The organism is Saprospiraceae bacterium, from assembly GCA_016713025.1.
Taxonomy (GTDB): domain Bacteria; phylum Bacteroidota; class Bacteroidia; order Chitinophagales; family Saprospiraceae; genus OLB9.
Map to the genome: position 1 here is coordinate 2,548,499 of JADJPZ010000004.1, position 17,871 is coordinate 2,566,369.

Below are 17,871 nucleotides of genomic sequence, written 5' to 3' on the forward strand. Positions count from 1 at the left end.
CTATTTAGTTTAAGTTTGTTTATACCTTACATTTATGTTTATTTATCTTTGCCCAAATGAATCAAGACAATAAGTTGCCAATCAGCAGTTGGCTGCCTATCACCAAAAAAGAAGTCGAAGACCGCGGTTGGGACGAACTCGATGTTATTCTCATTTCAGGTGATGCGTACGTTGACCATCCTACCTTTGGTACGGCTGTGATAGGTCGCATTATCGAGAGTGAAGGATTTAAGATCGGCATCATACCTCAGCCCAACTGGAAGGATGACCATAGGGACTTTAAGAAGTTTGGGAAGCCCAAATATTTTTTTGGGGTGACAGCAGGATGTATGGATTCTATGGTCAATCACTACACGGCAGGAAAGAGAAAGCGATCCACGGATGGCTATACTCCCGGTGGTGAAGCAGGATTCAGACCGGATTATGCCACCATAGTATATTGCAATATTCTCAAAGACATCTATCCTGATGTGCCGATCATGATCGGTGGTATAGAAGCCTCATTGCGCAGGGTCACACATTATGACTATTGGTCTGACAAATTGATGCCTTCTATCCTTGTGGATTCCAAAGCAGATGTTTTGGTCTATGGTAAGGGCGAACAGCCACTCAGGGAATTGCTTAAATTGGTAAAAAAAGGAGTGCCACTTATTTCAATCAAGGATGTCAATCAGATTTCTTATCTGACCGACAAAGTCCCTGCTTCCAAAAAGTGGAATACTGTCGAATTAGTCAGACATGAAGTATGTCTTCAGGACAAAATCAAGTATGCTTCCAACTTCAAAATCGTTGAAGTGGAATCCAATAAATGGCAGGCCAACCGCATCACACAGGATGTAATGGGGAAAACGCTGGTCATCAATCCACCTTTTAAAACTATGACAGAAAAGGAGATGGACTACTCGTTTGACTTGCCTTATACCAGGTTGCCGCATCCCAAGTACAATAAAAGAGGAGCCATTCCTTCATATGAGATGATCAAATTTTCCATCAATATGCACAGAGGATGTTTTGGTGGTTGTAGTTTCTGTACGATCTCTGCGCATCAGGGCAAATTTATCGCATCAAGATCAGACGAATCCATAATGAAAGAAGTGGATGCACTGACCAAACATCCTGAATTCAAAGGTATAATCTCAGATATCGGCGGCCCATCGGCCAATATGTACCGGATGAAAGGAAAAGATGAAAGTATTTGCGCGCGTTGTCAGGCTCCAAGCTGCATCCATCCTGTCATATGTTCCAATCTTGATGTCTCTCACAAACCACTCACAGAGATATACAAAAAAGTAGATGCGCATCCCGGTGTCAAAAAAGCTTTTGTTACATCTGGTGTCAGATATGATTTGCTGGTTGATGACTTTAATAAAAACAATCAGGATGGCAATCATGACGAGTACATGGAGCAACTCGTGACAAAACACGTATGCGGAAGACTGAAGGTAGCCCCCGAGCACACCGCAGATGCCACCCTGAAGGTGATGCGAAAACCCGGCTTCAAATACTTTAAAAAATTTAAGGAAAAATTTGATGCCATTCAGGCAAAACATGGGCTAAAACAACCTTTAATACCTTATTTTATAAGCTCTCATCCGGGGACCACCGAAGAAGATATGGCTATTCTTGCTGCTGAAACCAAAGATCTCGGATTCAGACTGGAGCAAGTACAGGATTTTACTCCTACACCCATGACGGTGGCCACAGAAATTTATTATTCAGGAGTACATCCCTATACACTGCAACCTGTTGTCACTCCAAAAACCGCTGAAGACAAAAAAACACAAAACAACTACTTCTTCTGGTACAAACCCGAATTTAAAAACTGGATCAGACAACGTCTCCAAAAGCTTAACAGGCCTGACCTTGCTGCCCGACTGTTGGGAGAAAAAACTCATCCAAAAGAAATCAAAAAGGAAAAATCTGATACAGTACAGTTTAAACCTAAAGAAAAGGCATCTCAGAAAGAAAAGCGCGGATTTTTTGGAAAAAGGAAAAATAAGTAGCGAAACCCCTTAAAACTTAAAACCAAAAACCTCACTAAACACGATCGTCGCAGTTTGCAACTGCGATGCTGTAATTAAAGCATTTGTAATGCGAAACCTTCAATCTTGACATTTCCGATTATTTTTTGATTGTTGATTATGAATTAAAAATTCATAAAATATTGGATCGCAGTTACAAACTGCGACCATCAAATTAATAAAATCCGCTGATCGTCGCAGTTTGCAACTGCGATGCTGTATTTAAAGCATTTGAAATGCGAAACCTTGACTCCTGACAATTCCTATAATTATTTGATGGTTGATTATGAATTAAAAATTCATAAAATATTGGATCGCAGTTGCAAACTGCGACCAACAATGCCACTATTCTGATCGTCGCAGTTTGTAACTGCGATGCTTTAATTAAAGTATTTGAAATGCGAAACCTTCAATCTTGACAATTCCTATACTTTTTTGATGGTTGGTTATGAATTAAAAATTCGTAACATATTGGATCGCAGTTACAAACTGCGACCAACAATACTTCAAATCTGATCGTCGCTGTTTGCAACTGCGATGCTGTATTTAAAGCATTTGAAATGCTAAAACGAAAAGTGATAAAATAAAAAGTATTAATTTTACAAAATTATTTTTAACGCATATTTTTTTATTAATAAATGCACGGATACAAAATAATTAACCAGAATGCTTTGCATTTTGTCACAATGACTGTGGTAGGTTGGATTGATGTCTTTACAAGAGAAGAGTATCGAAAGGTTATTTTGGATAGTTTAGCCTATTGTCAAAAAGAAAAAGGGCTAGTAGTGAATGCATATGTTATAATGAGCAACCACATACACCTTATTTGCTACGCCAGAGAACCATTTTTGTTGTCAGAAGTTTTAAGAGATTTTAAAAAATTTACATCAAAGTCAATATTTACTGCAATTCAAGCAAATAACAATGAGAGCAGAAAAGAATGGATGTTACATTTGTTTTCATATTATGCCAAATACAATAAGAATAATAAATCATTCCAATTTTGGCAACAAGGTAACCATCCTGTGGAAATTGAAAGTCCGAAATGGATAAATCAAAAACTTGCATATATCCATTTAAATCCGGTAAGAAATGGTCTTGTGGCCAATGCAGAAGATTACCTTTATAGTAGTGCCGGAGCATATATAGGAAAGGAAAGTTACATCGACATTGAAATGATAGAATTGGATAACACTATAGGTTATGTTGATGGTTAATTATGAATTAAAATTCGTAAAATATTGGATCGCAGTTGCAAACTGCGACCAACAATACTGCACACCTGATCGTCGCAGTTTGCAACTGCGATGCTGTAATTTAGTTCTACTTTGTCACCTTCAAAAATCAAAGTCATTTACACTTTCATCAAAATGTAATGGACCCGGTAAATGTATTGGTTATTTTGGGTCATAACTGTTGGGTTAACCCAACAGTTTCCAATCAACCAGAAAGTCCGGATAATTTAACAAAGTAGAATTAGTGCATTTGTAATGCGAAAAACCACCTAATTTTAAAAATGCGAAAAACTATAACCCAATCAAAACCGAAACGCAAAAACTTCACTAAACACCAAACTCAGGTCTTTTGCTACTGTATCCCAGTCCAAAATTTGCCCTGTCTCTGCTGAAAGAGAAGTTACAGTTTTATCTTCATCTACGATGCCACAAGGTATGATTTTGTTATAGTAAGACAGGTCCGTATTTACATTAAATGCAAAGCCATGCATACTTACCCATCTGGACAAATGGACACCAATAGCACAAATTTTTCTGTATTTGGCCGATGTTTTATCAGGAGGTAACCATACACCGGTGTATTTGGGAAGCCTCATGCCTTCAAGGCCCCATGAAGACATATACCTGATGATTGCTTCTTCGATGTTTCTGACAAAAAGGTGTACATCGGTCGTAAATTCTTCTAAGTCCATGATGAGGTATCCTGTGATTTGTCCGGGACCATGATAGGTAATATCTCCACCTCGGTTGATTTTAAAAAATTCAATATTTTCATTTTTGATTTCGTCTTCAGAAAGCAATAAATGATCCATACTTCCACTTTTTCCTAGAGTATACACATGATGGTGCTCACAAAAAATAAGTTGATGGTCCTGAAAAATTGATTTTTTATCAGATTCCGGAAGATTTCGTTGTTGCAATTTTTGGTGTATAAGTTGCTGATGAAAAGCAGTCTGCATATCCCAAACTTCCTGATAGTTTTTGTTTTTTATAATTGTAAAAGTGACTTTTGGTTGCATTTGTTCCGATTCTTTACTATAGCAATATTGATTTAAGAACTGCTAATTTATAGATAATTAGTCTAAAATGTATTCTAAGTACTTGATTTAGAACATAAATAACTCTATATTTGTTACTTTGTTTTTAGTATACTTAAAGTAAATTTGATTACTAAAATTTAGAATATTAATTGACACACATTTTTAATGAATTAAAATCAAAATTTTTCGTAATTTATACCAAACAGAAAATTGATTGCGAAAATTTATAATCATAATTATTTAATTTACAATACATTATGATTCAAAATTTTCTTAGAATATTTTCTGTTCAACTATAATTTCTTTTGACTATAAATATGCCCCAACCTCATTAATTAATTTAAAGCCTTTTTTAAAAAATGAAATCAAGCATAATCTTTTCTATATTTTTTACTGTTGTTTTTCTGAGCAATGCAGCAGGTCAAAAATCCATACATGATTTTACTGTGACGGATTCACATGGCAAAACGCACAATCTATACAATGATTATTTGAGTAAAGATGCCGTCGTGGTGATCAAATTTTTCTTTACTTCTTGTCCTCCATGTATCGCCAATGCTCCACTGTGGCAACAAAAATACGTAGACCTGGGTTCAGGCACCAAAAAGGTAGAGTTTTTTAGTGTTTCAACATTGACTTCTGACAGTAATGCAGGAGTGGCTGCGTTTGAATCACAATATAAACAGACAATGAAAGGTGTAGGCAATGATGGAAATGCCAAACAAATTACAGACCCTTTCAGGAATGGAACGTATGGTTCATGGTGGGGAACCCCATCTTTTGTGGTAATTGCACCGGACAAATCATTTACTTATCCGGTATTTTTTAGTGACCTGGATGCTGCCATTACCGAAGCCAAATCAAAAACATCTGTGGTGACCATTCCACCTACCACTGTTAGCTTAAATCTTCCAAGTACTAATGTTGATATCCCTCAAGGCCATGTAAAATTTTTTATTAAACCTAAAAACGCATCAACCCCTAAAATTGAAATTCTAAAAAATAATGCAGGCAAATATTCGTTTGCTTATCCTTCCGCTGAATACCCTGAGTTGACTGAACCCGAAGTCATCATGGAAAGCCATGGACCTGTTTATACCAATGTCATTACTGCATTTGATCTGGTGACAATCCAAAAACATATACTTGGTATTACAGAATTGAGTGATGCTTACAAACTGATAGCAGCGGATGTAAACTCCGATGGCAAAATCACCGCTTTTGATTTGGTAACAATAAGAAAAGTAATTTTGGGTATTATTGAGACTTTTCCTAACAATACTCCATCCTACAAATCCATTCCAGAAAAATTGAGCCTGATACCCAAGCCCGGTACTGAGGTACCCCTTGAATTCACAGTTTTCAAAATGGGAAATGTGAATTAAGAGTATGTTTAAAATTTTTCTTAGTTGTAAATCAAGAGATTATGGTTCTGGCAATAAAATAATCAACGCATTTAGCGAGCTAAATAAGGCGATTATTTTGAAGTCAGGTTCATAATACATTGATTTTAAGGCAATAAAAAATTTAAACATACTCTAAACATACTTAAAAATTCAAAGCGGCAAATTGTTTTAAATCCTCCATATAAGCAGTCAAAGCGATTTTGGTATTTTCTTCAATTTCACCTTTTTCGTTGATGTCTTTTTCTACAGAAGACACCGTTAGTCTATTGGGCATTACGATCATATTGAGATAGTTAAATATACCTGTAAGGTGTTCCATACCTCTGAAATTGCCGGCCCTGCCGCTTGCCACCCCTATCAGTGAGACTTTTTTTCCTGAAAATGTTTTGTTATAGTCTTTTACAGACAAGGCATCAATAAACAGTTTTAGAATACCCGGGAAACTTCCGTTATACTCAGGGCTCACTACCAACCAAAGAGGGGATGGTATCAGATACTTTTGTTGAAGTTCAGTAATGCCGGGATGCTGACTGTCTTTGTTGTATCCTGAATCACTTAAGTATTCAAAGTCTATTTCTGACAAATCCACAAGTTTGCATTCGATTCCAGCCTTGGTCAGTGAGTCGTGACACCATCTGGCTATTATTGATGTTTTACTATTTGGCCTGTCAGTTCCCGAAATTATTGAAATCATAGACTATTTTACTTCCCAAACATGTTTATAGCTGCATTGTTTAAGGAAATCGTTCTTTCAGAATAAATTCTATACTAAGACTAACAATACTCCGATAACAAATTTAAGCTGCGACTTTCCCAAAATCTAATATTTTGCGTTTTAATTCATTATTTTTTTGCAACTCTGGTTCAATACCATAGTTGATAAATATTCTTTCCAGCAGAAATTGATTAAATAACTCTGTTTTGATATCTTGAATGGAGCAACTGCAGGGCTGATCTTTTTCTATGCCTTGCCGTATGATTGCTTTAGCTACATTGACTGCCGTCATGGCATAATTTACATGATTATGGATTTTCTCCACTGACCTTGCCTGACAGTTGTCCAATCCGGTAAACTGTTTACCGTCTCTGAATATAAATTCCATTTGAAATCTGGCTTTGTAATATCTGACTATGTCGATGGAATCCCTAGACGTGTTGGTGCTAAAATAAAGAATGGTGTTTGTAACTTCACCTTTCTCATTTAAATATTCTGTATAGGCCACTTTGATATTTATCTTTAGACTTATGGAATACACCACTGCTTCGTATATAACCTTGCTCCCATCATCAACTGTCTTTTTGAATACACTCTTATCTATATTTTTGAGATATACTTTGCATGAGTATTTCTTAGGGCGACCTCTTCCTTCCATCTTCGGACCATTGTAAAGATACTTTAAGTTTGCATCGGGGCGTAATCTACAGATCACTTCTAACCCCAATTTGGTCATTGATCCTACAAATTTTTGTTTGTTAAACCAACCATCTACTACTAGGATTTCACTATGTTTCTTTATTGTATTAATCCTTTCGACAAATATCTTACAATAGTGTTTGATCAGACCAGTTTCTGCATCTTCTTTCTTCACCGGTGGTGTCTGTACGGCATCAAGATGATAGGCTGTATTTTGCTTGACATCTATGATGGCCAAGCATCCAAATTCCATACCTCGCTTGATCATGCCTGCTACACCAGAGTAAAAATAGCCTACATTAGGTGTATGTTTCCCACTCTTTGAAAGATATGAAGGATCAAACCCCACTATCAATTCATCGCCACATTGTTGGGTGATAAATAAAGAATTGATTGATACAAAATCAAATGCCTTCTTGAACATGTTGCGAAACCTCACTTCAGGCGACGAACTATATCTTCCCATCTGAGTAAAATTGATTTTTCCTTTGATGGTAAGAAATAACATGGTTACTTCCATAAAAAATACTTTCTGCCATTTGTTGATGCCAACCATTTTATCTAATATTGTACCTATAAGGCTTTTGCCGGAAGTAAATGCGTCTTGTGTAATCATTTTTGTGAGAGATTGTGATTACAGGTTGGCTCAAGGGCCAATTTACGCATTTACTTTTTATATATATTTTTTATCCTAATGTATTTTAAAAGTTATCGGAGTATTGAGACTAACTCATTAAATGTTAATCTATTATTAACTATTTTTATTAGACGAAACGTCAGAATTTGCCTTTAAAGTTGTACTTTTGCGGGCTGAATCAGAGTGTAGTTTGGGTAGGTTTTTTATAAAAATGTTTGTAAAATATTTCTTATAATCCTTATAATCAATGTACTAAATATTCATATTATTTTTGCTATGTTGATTTTTTGACTTAGTTTTATTGAACAAGTATGATCTATCAAGCCTCTTATCGTACATCTAATCAGCATTATTGACTTTAAAAATAATTGAGAATGAAACTTACATATTTCGGACATTCCACATTTCTGATTCACACAGGCGGAAAGTCACTTGTATTCGATCCATTTATCAGCCCCAATCCTTTGGCAACAGCCTTTCAGGTCAATGATATCAAAGCAGATTATATACTTTTGTCACACGGGCATGGGGATCATGTCGCTGATGCTGAGTCGATTGCAAAAAATAATGACGCCACCATAGTATCCAATTATGAAATCGTAACCTGGTACGAAGGTAAAGGTCTCAAAGGCCATCCTATGAATCATGGCGGGAAATGGAAGTTTGATTTTGGTACAGTTAAATATGTCAATGCAGTCCACTCCAGTGTGCTGCCTGACGGCACATATGGAGGCAATCCAGGAGGATTTGTGGTTTGGAATGAAGAGAAGTGTTTTTATTTTGCCGGAGATAGTGCACTGACGTGGGATATGAAATTGATACCAATGACATGTCCTCAACTGGATTTTGCGATATTGCCGATAGGTGACAATTTTACTATGGGATATGCAGATGCTGTCCATGCCGCACAATTCATCCAATGTGACAAGATCATTGCTTGTCATTTTGATACTTTCGGATACATCAGGATGGATCATCAGGCAGCCATTGATGAATTCCGAAATGCCGGCAAAGAACTGATCTTATTACAACCCGGACAATCGATAGAACTTTAAAAGAATAACACAAATGGGAAAAGTCATTGCAATTGCCAATCAAAAAGGAGGTGTAGGTAAAACCACCACAGCCATTAATCTTGCAGCAGCCATTGCCATACTCGAAAAGAGAGTATTGCTGATAGACGCTGATCCTCAGGCCAATGCCACTTCCGGCCTGGGTGTAAAGTCAGACGAAATATCAGCGACTATTTATGATTGTCTCGTGGATGGAACTCATCCCGCAGATGCTATTGTCAAAACCAATACTCCGAATCTAGATCTCCTGCCTTCATCTATAGACCTGGTAGGTGCTGAAATTGAATTAGTGTCTGTCTCCTCCAGAGAATACAGGATGAAGGATGTGGTCGCAAAAGTTCAGGATAAATATGATTATATATTTATAGATTGTCTTCCTTCACTTGGTCTGATCACGCTCAATGCACTTGTGGCAGCTGATAGTGTGATCGTGCCGGTACAATGTGAGTTTTTCTCCCTTGAAGGATTCGGAAAACTAAAAGATACGATCAATCTGGTTCAACAGTCGCTCAATCCCAAACTTGAAGTGGAAGGAGTTGTACTTTCCATGTATGATCAGCGACTACGAATGGCCAACATGGTTCTCGAAGAAATAAGACATATCATTTCTGACAGGATTTTTGAAACCATCATACACCGCAATAGCAAGATAGGAGAGGCACCGTCTTTGGGTCAGCCTGTGATCATCTACGACGCTACCAGCAAAGGGGCTATCAATTTCCTGAATCTGGCCAATGAATTTATGGCATTGAATCAGTCAGACATCTTAAAACCTGTCAGATAATGAATAAAAAAAATGAAGTCTCAAAGGGGCTGAGATCGCTGCTTTCAAACATAGAAAAGACTAATAATCCCGCTGAAAGAAGTCAACTGGTCAAAGAGTTGACAGGTTCGGTGGCTACCATCAGTCCGGAACTCATCGAAGTAAATCCTTTTCAGGTAAGGACAGAGTTTGACAACGAACAACTCCTCGAACTGGCGCAGTCCATCAAGACATCCGGACTGATTCAACCCATTACCGTAAGATCTGTAGGTGGGAATAAGTACCAGCTTATCTCGGGTGAGAGACGATTGCGAGCTGCAAAAATGGCTGGTATTAAAGAAATTCCCGCATATATCAGGGTTGCCAATGATCAGGAAATGCTGGAAATGGCACTTGTGGAAAACATACAAAGGGCTGACCTGAACGCACTTGAAATTGCAATATCCTACCAGCGTCTCATGGATGAATGTAGTATCACTCATGAACAGCTTTCTGACCGTGTAGGCAAAAACCGAAGTACAGTAACCAATTATGTAAGATTACTGAAGCTTCCGGCCCAAATACAGGCATCAGTCAAGAATGGAGAACTGAGCATGGGTCATGCAAGAGCACTGGCAGGAATAGATAATCTGGCATTGCAACTCAGAGTATTTAAAGAGACGACCCAACAAAGTCTTTCGGTCAGAGCCCTCGAACAATTGATAAAATATCACCAGCTGCCCAACCCTAAAACAGATTTACATAAAACAAAACAAATCAACCCCGAAATAATAAAAATAAGGGATGAATTCAGAAGGGCATTTGGAGCCAATGTAGATATAAAAAGAGATAGTATGGGGAAAGGGACAATTATGCTTCCTTTTAACTCCGATGACGAATTCAACCATCTTGTAGATATATTACGGCACGAAAAAGTATAATCAAATGGATGCTGTCACTCACCTGATATGGTTACACATTACTTATTGATATGAACAGAATATGTGGCCTGATTTTAATACTTCTCATGTTTCTGGTATCAGATTCATTGTCAGGACAATTCAGCGATAGGGCCAATCCTTTTCCCGGAGCTGGTGCTGAACCGGATACGTCTTTCAATGAGGCAGACACCATTGTCAATAAAGGTGGTTTTTTTTCTATTTTCAAAGGGAAACCAGGCAAGGCTGCATTATATTCGCTAATTGTTCCGGGAGGTGGGCAGGTGTATAATAAAAAGTGGTGGAAAGTACCATTGGCTATCGCTCTCGATGGAGGAGCTACAGGCTGGCTGATATACACAAGACAGAGTTTTAAAAGTTCACAGGATGCCTATCTGAAAGCTGTAACTGATGGTGGATCTAATACATCCAGATTGAAACAACAAAGGGATTTTTTTCGCAAACAGAGCGAATATGCATGGATTTATCTGATTGGCGCTCACATCATTACTGTGGCAGATGCGTTTGTTGACAGGCATATGATGACGTTTGATGTGAGTGATGACCTTACCTTACATAGATATGATCTTTACCGAATGGAAAACCCAGCATCCGTCAGGGTCGGATTTGTTTTTAATCTGGACCATTCATCTGGAAGTCGTACTCCAAGGTTTGCATTTTCTTTAAGGTGATGCAATCCAGTTTAGACTCAATGTCGTTTAGTTAAGACATCTTTATGAAGCCTTTCCCTTGTAAAGGAAAGATTTAGATAGGGTAAAAACAAAGAAAAACTCCTTAACTAAACGACATTGAGTTTAGACTTTATAAATATATCAACAGGTACAAGAACTCCAAAACAACTGCTTTATGAAACACAAAAAACGCCTTTCCAAGACAGGATTACCTCCGGGCACCCATGTGTACACCGGTAAAAATGTGGATGAAGTATCTCAGATTGAGCTGTTTTCTTACAATAAAACCAGATGTGTCCAAAAAAAATTGAATCATACGATTCCTTACACATTTGATCCGGAACTCAATCACTGGATCAATATTTATGGAGTACATGATGTAGCAGTGATCAAGACATATTGTGACCTGATAGGTGTGCATCATCTTTTCCAGGAAGACATTATGAATGTATTTCAACGGCCAAAAGTGGAGGAAGAAGATGATTATATTTTTACAGCACTCAAAGCATTTGATTGGAAAACTCAGGCCAACGAACTCGAAGATGAGCAGATTTCGATTATTTTGTCCAGAAATATGGTGATCACTTTTCAGGAAAAACCCGGCGATCATTTTGACATGGTAAGAGAAAGGCTGATGACAGATGGCTCAGTCGTCAGAGAAAGGAATATAGACTACCTTTTTTACAGATTGCTGGATATAACAGTTGATGTGTATTTCGATTTGCTCGAAAAAATGGGGGACTATCTGGAATCTACGGAAGATTTGATACTCAATCAACCTGAAAATGGCATTCTAAGCAGAGTTCAATCCAACAAAAAGGATATCATGCAGATGCGTAAAATGATTTACCCGATGAGAGATCTTGTGGCCAAATTAGTTACATCTGAACATCCGCTGATCGAACCAAAAACCAAAAAATATCTTCGCGACATTCAGGACCATACCATCCAGATCATGGAGACATTAGAGACATACAGAGACATCAATTATAGTCTGAAAGATCTGTATCTCAATGCTATGAGCCACGAGATGAACCGAATCATGAAAATCCTGACCATCATCTCTACATTTTTTATTCCTCTTACGTTTATCGTAGGGGTTTATGGTATGAATTTTAAATTTATGCCGGAATTGCACTGGCAGCATGGGTATTATCTCATATGGGGCATCATGCTCACTATTGTAGTTGTCCTTTCAATATGGTTTAAGAGAAAAGGCTGGTTTTGATCTCTGAGTGGTTGCTGGACTAAATATCAAAAAGCCTATAATTAACCCAAATTTTTAAAATGAATAATCACATAAAAGGAGCCATACTTGCATTTATTGGTGCAGTGATGTTTGCAGGTAAGGCTGTGATTATCAAGTGGATTTATATGCATTATGATGGATTGTCAGCATTGCCACTCCTTGCACTTCGCATGATTTTTTCTTTACCATTTTACATAGTGGTGTTGTGGTTTAGCAGTTCAGGTATCACATATCAACTTTCTAAAAAGGATTATTATTACATTGTTGGTTTGGGCATCATCGGGTATTATCTGGCCTCATATTTTGATTTTAAAGGATTGGAATATATTACCGCTACCCTTGAACGGCTTATTTTATTTATCTACCCGACATTGGTAGTGCTCATATCAGCTTTATTTCTTCGAAAAAAAATCACTCCGATTCAAGTAGTAGCAATAGTGATTACCTATGTTGGTATCGGGATCACCTTCGTTCCTGAACTGGAGCTGGATCACCAAAATAATGTCATCGCAGGCAGCATATTTATATTTTTAAGTGCTTTGACTTATGCGGTTTATCTCATTGGCAGCGGAGAGCTTGTCAGGAAAATCGGGTCTCAGCGTTTGACTTCATTGGTGTTGATCGTTTCCTGTATCACGGTTTTGATCCATTATTATGTCGAAGACGGTCGTACTTTATTGGGATTTGATATGATGGTGTATGTTTTATGTCTTATTATGGCCATATTCTGTACAGTTATCCCTACTTTTATGGTAGCAGAAGGGATCAAACTCATAGGTGCCGGCAATGCTGCCATTATCTCTACTGTCGGTCCGCTGGCCACTATTATCATGGCCACACAAATTCTTGGAGAGCCTTTCAACTTATGGCATGCTGCAGGCACAGTTCTCATTTTGTTCGGTGTATTTTGGGTGTCAAAAAAATGATGATCTGATACATGACGAAATATCGTCAAAAGAAACCCGCTGGACGAAACGCATTTCATAGATTATAATCATAGTTAATTTTCAAAACATTATGAGTTGTATTTTTTGCTTAATATTTTCTTTTCACAATATAATCAAAACTCTTATAGTCATGAACATTTATGACCGTAATTGTTGGATAAAACTGGGAAACATTGTCTGCATACTGACATCATAATTAAGTATTCTAAAGGCATGTGGACCATTATCTTTAGAATAATAGAAGATGATTAAAGTATGTTTATAATTTTCTAAACTTTAAGGCAATAAAAATGGTATCAAACACTAATACTCGTTGATAAAAAACAAAAAAGGCACCCCGATGAGAGATGCCTTTTTATTAAAACTATAATATTACTTATATTATTTTGTACCTTCTGCCTTCTTTGATGCACAAGATTTTGCACCATCTTTTTTGCAGCATGCTTTACCTTCACTTTTTCCAGCACAAGCTTTGGTTTCCACTTTCACACCATTTACATCTTTTTCCATACTTGCAGAAGCAACTTTAGTAAAAGATTTTTTCTCTGCATCAAATTGTACTTCTTCCCAGCTAATTTTACCTGAAGTAGCACACTCTGATTTTTGATAGTAAGAAGTTGCACCTGATATTTCACAAGTTCTTTTTGTGATAGCTCCTTTGGAAGATTTCATAACTTCATCGGCTTCCATTACCACACTGGCAACTTTCGTTTGGTTATCGGCAGTAGACACAGATGCAGTTTTTTTAGAAGCGCAACAAGCTTTTCCTGTAGATGCTGATTTATTACATTGTGCATTGGCAGATAAAGATGCTACTAAAACAAAAGAAAACAAAAACAATAAATTCTTCATGGATTTACATTTTTTAATGATTAATTAGGTATGATTTCAAATTTAGATACAAATATAATATCTTTTTATTATTTAAATGTACTGTTATCCAGTTTTTACATAAATTTTAACATTTGCTGTGGCATCATTTCCTTAATCCTGCCGTTCAGTAAGTATCTTTTGTACACTTTATCTTCTTCTAAATTACGTTTGAGAAAGCCGGATTTAATCTTTTTTGAAATTCTTAATTTTCGTAATTTAATGATATTTTGGTAAAAATAGTTTAAAAAGTTGTAATTTTGCGCCCTTATGAATAATCTTAAATATTTTACTTGTTTTTTAATCCTGTTTTTTCTGTCTTGCAAGTCAGAGTTTGAAGCATTGAGGACAAGCAATCAGCCCGAAAAAATATATAAAGCTGCCAATAATTATTTTGATCAAAAAGAATATGATAGGGCTATAGCGTTGTATGATATCGTTGTACAGTTTTACAGAGGTAAAACAGAAGCAGAAGATTTGTTTTACAAATACGCATATGCACATTACCACATCAATGATTTTATTTTGGCATCGACCTATTTTAAAAACTTTGCCACCACCTTTACCAATAGCCCAAATAAGATAGAAGCCGACTATATGGCTTCATACTCCAATTACAGAATGTCTCCAAACTTCAAACTGGATCAATCGTATACTGAAAAAGCGATCACAGGTTTCGAACAGTTTATCAACCTTTATCCCGGAACCGAGCGCGCCGAGGCAGCCAATAGGTTGATAGACGAAATGCGAAAAAAACTGGAGCAAAAGTCATATGAGCAAGGTCATCTGTACTATAAAATTGGTCAATATCAGGCAGCAATGGTAGCCTTCCAAAGTACTTTAAAGGATTTTCCGGAATCTAAAAAAGTAGAAGAAATAAGATTTTTGATCTTGGAATCAAGTTTTATTCTTGCGACTAACAGTATTTTTGAAAAAAAAGAAGAGAGGTATAGCGAGACATTGGAGCATTATAACACATTTTTCAAAAAACACCCGGGTTCCAAAAACTAAAAGAAGCACAACAAATAGAAAAAGAAACATTAGACGAATTAAAAAAATTGAAAATATGACAACGGATATTAAATCAAAGGTGCAAGGTTTAGACCCTAATATCAAACCAAGAGATATAAAAGGTCTGGCAGCCCAAACCACTAGTGTGTATGAATCTATAGCCGTGATTACAAAAAGGGCAGAGCAGATTTCTATTGAGATGAAGAATGAATTGCATTCCAAGCTGGATGAATTTGCAAGTACTTCAGAGACAATTGAAGAAATTCTGGAGAATAAAGAACAGATTGAAATAAGTAAGTTTTATGAAAGGCTTCCTAATCCGGCCATCATAGCAACGGAAGAATTTTTGCGTGACCACCTTGAGTTTGGGTATAGCGAAAAAAGAGGGCATACTGAAGAATAATTATATTCACTATGCTGCAGGGTAAAAAAATACTGTTAGGAATTACAGGCAGTATTGCTGCTTATAAATCTGCGATATTATGCCGATTATTGATAAAAGAAGGGTGTGAAGTTAAGGTCGTAATGACTCATGCAGCTAGGAGTTTTATTTCACCGCTTACACTCTCTACACTTAGCGGGCATTCTGTAGGTATAGATATCAATGACGGAGAGACATGGAATAATCATGTCGAACTGGGTATATGGGCAGATATTTTACTGATAGCTCCATGTACTGCAACCACAATATCCAAAACAGCTCATGGTCTTGCTGATAATTTTCTTGCTGCCTGTTATCTTTCTGCCAAATGTCCGGTGGTGTTTGCTCCTGCCATGGACTTGGATATGTGGCAACATCCTTCCACTATTGGTAATCTAAAGAAACTTCAGGAATATGGTAACCACATTATTCCTGTGGGAAATGGTTTTCTGGCAAGCGGTCTACACGGAGAAGGGCGCATGGCCGAACCTGAAGAAATTGTTCAATATATCACAAAATATTTTACGGTAAAGCATGATTTAGCTCATAAAAAAATACTTATCACAGCTGGCCCAACTTTTGAAGCTTTAGATCCTGTGCGCTTCATTGGAAACAGAAGCAGCGGTAAAATGGGGTATGCTATCGCTGAACAATGTGCTCAGAGAGGAGCTAAAGTTACCATAATATCCGGACCTGTTCAATTAAGTACTCGAACCTTGGGTATAGATATTGTAAACATAGAGTCCGCAAACCAAATGCACCTTGCTGCCAGTGAAAGGTTTGATGATGCTGACATTATAATTCTGGCTGCAGCAGTAGCAGATTACACACCGGTCATCGTGGCTAATCAAAAAATAAAAAAGACAGAACAACAGTTTTCTATTGAATTGAAAAGAACTGTCGATATTGCAGCAGATTTTGGTAAAAGAAAAATTAAAGACAAGCTTTTAGTCGGATTCGCATTGGAAACAAATAATGAAATTGAAAACGCAACTAAAAAATTACATACCAAAAACCTCGATATTATCGTTCTAAATACACTCAATGATGCTGGAGCTGGTTTTCAGCATGATACCAACAGAATTACAATATTGGACCGAAAAGGAAACAACAATACCTATCCATTAAAAAGTAAGTCTGATGTTGCGTCTGACATCGTTGATTATATTGTGAATTACTTGAATCTTGATCAATGAAACTAAGAATTTTTTTTACTGGTTTGTTTTTTTCTGCGTTTTTTAGCATGCTTTTAGCCCAGGAGCTGAATTTCAATGTAAATGTAATAACACAGGCATCACTGAAATCACTTAATTCTGATGCATCCTTATTTAAAGATTTGGAAAAAAATCTTACAGAATTTATCAATACTACCAAATGGGGCGAAGATGAGTTTCAACAACATGAAAAAATCAGAGGCTCATTGCAATTAACAATCACTGAAGAAGTACAACCAACTATTTTTAAAGCAGAGATAGTCTTTCAGTCTGAAAGACCCGTATTTAATTCAACTTATTCAAGCCCAATGATTTCCGTTATTGACAAAAATGTAACTTTTGCATTTAACGGCTTAAACCCAATTTTGAAAACTACTAACACATTTTATGATAACCTGTCAGCAATTGTAAGTTTTTATGCATATTATGCATTGGGTGTAGATTATGACTCGTTCAGGATTAATGGCGGAGAGCCCTATTTTCAGCGATGTATGGATGTGATTACTTCTTTGCCGGCTAACTATACCAACGATGAAGGTTGGAAAAATGATGGTGCAGGCCGACGCAACAGGTATTGGTTGACTGAAAATGTATTAAATCCTAGATTGAGACAATTCAGACAGGCATATTACGAATATCACAGATTGAGCTTAGATAAGATGTTTGACGAACCAGATAAAAGCAGGGCAATATTACTAAGTGCTATCACATCAATGGGGCAGGCCAATATTGATTATCCAAATACTTACCTGATGCAGATGTTTAGCGATACAAAAAAAGATGAGATCGTCGAAATATTTAAGATTGGGGACAAAGGACAGAAAACAAAAGTAAAAACTATTATGGTTGGTATTGATCCAAGCAGGTCGGATAAATATAATATACTAAATTAGTACTGGTTTTATTTCAAATAGATTATATGTTTTGTCCGAAATATAAGGTACACAGCACATAAAGGTGT

Annotated in this window: 17 protein-coding genes; 13 read left to right on the top strand and 4 right to left on the bottom strand. The window is 36.8% G+C overall.

All coding sequences use genetic code 11. The features are described from left to right. Positions 1-56: 56 nt before the first annotated feature. Complete coding sequence (locus tag IPK35_17125) at positions 57-2,003, top strand: YgiQ family radical SAM protein (protein ID MBK8054939.1); 1,947 nt, start codon at positions 57-59, stop codon at positions 2,001-2,003. A 656-nt stretch (positions 2,004-2,659) separates the two neighbouring features. After that, the gene (locus tag IPK35_17130; protein ID MBK8054940.1) at positions 2,660-3,238 is read left to right on the top strand and encodes a transposase; all 579 of its coding nucleotides are present in this window, start codon (positions 2,660-2,662) and stop codon (positions 3,236-3,238) included. A gap of 320 nt (positions 3,239-3,558) precedes the next feature. Here IPK35_17130 and lipB read toward each other — a convergent pair whose 3' ends face one another. After that, positions 3,559-4,275, bottom strand: coding sequence for a lipoyl(octanoyl) transferase LipB (lipB, locus tag IPK35_17135; GenBank protein ID MBK8054941.1), 717 nt, complete (start codon positions 4,273-4,275; stop codon positions 3,559-3,561). Positions 4,276-4,655: 380 nt separating this feature from the next. On the opposite strand from lipB, the gene IPK35_17140 reads away from it, so the two are divergent. Next, positions 4,656-5,681, top strand: coding sequence for a redoxin domain-containing protein (locus IPK35_17140; protein MBK8054942.1), 1,026 nt, complete (start codon positions 4,656-4,658; stop codon positions 5,679-5,681). Between the two features lie 163 nt (positions 5,682-5,844). Here the strand turns inward: IPK35_17140 and IPK35_17145 are convergent, their stop codons facing one another. Next, entirely contained in the window at positions 5,845-6,396 is a 552-nt protein-coding gene (locus tag IPK35_17145; GenBank protein ID MBK8054943.1) for an NAD(P)H-dependent oxidoreductase, read from the bottom strand. Positions 6,397-6,499: 103 nt separating this feature from the next. Next, a complete protein-coding gene (locus IPK35_17150; GenBank protein MBK8054944.1) occupies positions 6,500-7,732 on the bottom strand; it encodes a transposase in 1,233 nt (410 codons plus the stop codon). Positions 7,733-8,127: 395 nt separating this feature from the next. On the opposite strand from IPK35_17150, the gene IPK35_17155 reads away from it, so the two are divergent. From IPK35_17155 to IPK35_17180, 6 genes are all read left to right on the top strand, one after another. Beyond that, positions 8,128-8,808 carry a metal-dependent hydrolase gene (locus IPK35_17155; protein ID MBK8054945.1) on the top strand — a complete coding sequence of 227 codons (681 nt, stop codon included), beginning with the start codon at positions 8,128-8,130 and terminating at the stop codon, positions 8,806-8,808. Positions 8,809-8,821: 13 nt separating this feature from the next. Further along, on the top strand, positions 8,822-9,610 hold the full coding sequence (locus tag IPK35_17160; protein ID MBK8054946.1) for a ParA family protein: 789 nt from the start codon (positions 8,822-8,824) through the stop codon (positions 9,608-9,610). Next, positions 9,610-10,509, top strand: coding sequence for a ParB/RepB/Spo0J family partition protein (locus tag IPK35_17165; GenBank protein ID MBK8054947.1), 900 nt, complete (start codon positions 9,610-9,612; stop codon positions 10,507-10,509). The genes IPK35_17160 and IPK35_17165 overlap by 1 nt, the downstream gene beginning before the upstream one ends. Positions 10,510-10,559: 50 nt before the next feature. After that, a complete protein-coding gene (locus IPK35_17170) occupies positions 10,560-11,198 on the top strand; it encodes a hypothetical protein (GenBank protein MBK8054948.1) in 639 nt (212 codons plus the stop codon). 175 nt (positions 11,199-11,373) lie between these two features. Continuing rightward, positions 11,374-12,426, top strand: coding sequence for a magnesium/cobalt transporter CorA (corA, locus tag IPK35_17175; protein MBK8054949.1), 1,053 nt, complete (start codon positions 11,374-11,376; stop codon positions 12,424-12,426). Between the two features lie 59 nt (positions 12,427-12,485). Next, positions 12,486-13,373 carry an EamA family transporter gene (locus IPK35_17180; protein MBK8054950.1) on the top strand — a complete coding sequence of 296 codons (888 nt, stop codon included), beginning with the start codon at positions 12,486-12,488 and terminating at the stop codon, positions 13,371-13,373. A gap of 402 nt (positions 13,374-13,775) precedes the next feature. Here the strand turns inward: IPK35_17180 and IPK35_17185 are convergent, their stop codons facing one another. Further along, positions 13,776-14,246 carry a hypothetical protein gene (locus IPK35_17185; GenBank protein ID MBK8054951.1) on the bottom strand — a complete coding sequence of 157 codons (471 nt, stop codon included), beginning with the start codon at positions 14,244-14,246 and terminating at the stop codon, positions 13,776-13,778. A gap of 288 nt (positions 14,247-14,534) precedes the next feature. Between IPK35_17185 and bamD the strand changes: the two genes are divergently transcribed. From bamD to IPK35_17205, 4 genes are read left to right on the top strand one after another with little or no spacing between them, the layout of a single operon-like run. Next, positions 14,535-15,275: an outer membrane protein assembly factor BamD gene (bamD, locus tag IPK35_17190; GenBank protein MBK8054952.1), complete on the top strand. Its 741-nt coding sequence runs from the start codon at positions 14,535-14,537 to the stop codon at positions 15,273-15,275. Between the two features lie 55 nt (positions 15,276-15,330). Continuing rightward, a complete protein-coding gene (locus tag IPK35_17195) occupies positions 15,331-15,678 on the top strand; it encodes a DNA-directed RNA polymerase subunit omega (protein MBK8054953.1) in 348 nt (115 codons plus the stop codon). A gap of 11 nt (positions 15,679-15,689) precedes the next feature. Beyond that, positions 15,690-16,892 (top strand): bifunctional phosphopantothenoylcysteine decarboxylase/phosphopantothenate--cysteine ligase CoaBC, encoded by a 1,203-nt coding sequence (coaBC, locus tag IPK35_17200; protein ID MBK8054954.1) that lies wholly within the window; start codon positions 15,690-15,692, stop codon positions 16,890-16,892. After that, on the top strand, positions 16,889-17,803 hold the full coding sequence (locus IPK35_17205) for a DUF4835 family protein (protein ID MBK8054955.1): 915 nt from the start codon (positions 16,889-16,891) through the stop codon (positions 17,801-17,803). The genes coaBC and IPK35_17205 overlap by 4 nt, the downstream gene beginning before the upstream one ends. Positions 17,804-17,871: the final 68 nt, after the last annotated feature.

Coding starts and splice junctions, on each gene's coding strand:
- lipB (MBK8054941.1), bottom strand. CDS start 4,275: ATGCAACCAAAAGTCACTTTTACAATTATAAAAAACAAAAACTATCAG.
- IPK35_17125 (MBK8054939.1), top strand. CDS start 57: ATGAATCAAGACAATAAGTTGCCAATCAGCAGTTGGCTGCCTATCACC.
- IPK35_17170 (MBK8054948.1), top strand. CDS start 10,560: ATGAACAGAATATGTGGCCTGATTTTAATACTTCTCATGTTTCTGGTA.
- corA (MBK8054949.1), top strand. CDS start 11,374: ATGAAACACAAAAAACGCCTTTCCAAGACAGGATTACCTCCGGGCACC.
- IPK35_17145 (MBK8054943.1), bottom strand. CDS start 6,396: ATGATTTCAATAATTTCGGGAACTGACAGGCCAAATAGTAAAACATCA.
- IPK35_17155 (MBK8054945.1), top strand. CDS start 8,128: ATGAAACTTACATATTTCGGACATTCCACATTTCTGATTCACACAGGC.
- IPK35_17205 (MBK8054955.1), top strand. CDS start 16,889: ATGAAACTAAGAATTTTTTTTACTGGTTTGTTTTTTTCTGCGTTTTTT.
- coaBC (MBK8054954.1), top strand. CDS start 15,690: ATGCTGCAGGGTAAAAAAATACTGTTAGGAATTACAGGCAGTATTGCT.
- IPK35_17185 (MBK8054951.1), bottom strand. CDS start 14,246: ATGAAGAATTTATTGTTTTTGTTTTCTTTTGTTTTAGTAGCATCTTTA.
- bamD (MBK8054952.1), top strand. CDS start 14,535: ATGAATAATCTTAAATATTTTACTTGTTTTTTAATCCTGTTTTTTCTG.
- IPK35_17150 (MBK8054944.1), bottom strand. CDS start 7,732: ATGATTACACAAGACGCATTTACTTCCGGCAAAAGCCTTATAGGTACA.
- IPK35_17180 (MBK8054950.1), top strand. CDS start 12,486: ATGAATAATCACATAAAAGGAGCCATACTTGCATTTATTGGTGCAGTG.
- IPK35_17130 (MBK8054940.1), top strand. CDS start 2,660: ATGCACGGATACAAAATAATTAACCAGAATGCTTTGCATTTTGTCACA.
- IPK35_17165 (MBK8054947.1), top strand. CDS start 9,610: ATGAATAAAAAAAATGAAGTCTCAAAGGGGCTGAGATCGCTGCTTTCA.
- IPK35_17195 (MBK8054953.1), top strand. CDS start 15,331: ATGACAACGGATATTAAATCAAAGGTGCAAGGTTTAGACCCTAATATC.
- IPK35_17160 (MBK8054946.1), top strand. CDS start 8,822: ATGGGAAAAGTCATTGCAATTGCCAATCAAAAAGGAGGTGTAGGTAAA.
- IPK35_17140 (MBK8054942.1), top strand. CDS start 4,656: ATGAAATCAAGCATAATCTTTTCTATATTTTTTACTGTTGTTTTTCTG.